Raw genomic sequence first — 656 nt, forward strand, 5'->3', positions numbered from 1 at the left:
GCTTTTCTGCCAGCACTAGGTAATTTTTTAGGAGGACTATTAGCTGAGTTTCTTTCAGTCTCAAAGCGAGTGATAAATTACGCTTTACATCTTGCAGCAGGTATTATTGTAGCTGTTGTTGCAATAGAGGTAATGCCGAAAGTTATAGATAGTGTATCAACCTGGATCATCGCCATTTCATTTTTATCCGGTGGAATGCTTTATATCGCTATGAAAGCACTGGTATCTAAATGGCAAGAATCAAGATCCGATAGTGAAACGGAAGGGGCTGGTGCATGGATGGTTTATGTTGCAGTCTCTGCGGATCTTATTGGGGATGGTTTGCTTATTGGGACGGCCAGTGTTATTGATATCAGGCTGGCAATTTTATTAGCTTTGGTTCAAGTAATCGCAGATGTCCCTGAAGGTTTTGCCACAATTGCAAACTTTAAAGATAAAGGAACATCACGGGTAAAAAGATTATTACTATCAGCATCTTTTGTTGTACCTATTTTGCTATCTTCACTTTTTGCGTATTTCGTATTACAAGAACAATCAGAAGTTGTTAAGTTATCCAGTTTAATATTTGTAGCAGGGCTTTATTTGCTAGCAGGTGTAGAAGACCTTGTTGGAGAAGCTCATGAAGCAAGGAATGATGACACATTCTCTTTAATGAG

1 protein-coding gene is annotated in these 656 nt (G+C 38.7%); it reads left to right on the forward strand.

Translation table 11 applies throughout. The features are described from left to right. Positions 1 to 656 (forward strand): ZIP family metal transporter (locus ACY2RQ_RS19650; RefSeq protein ID WP_490114709.1); only part of this gene is annotated, 656 nt, incomplete at both ends.

The organism is Parendozoicomonas sp. 209JJ7-1 (assembly GCF_058147085.1).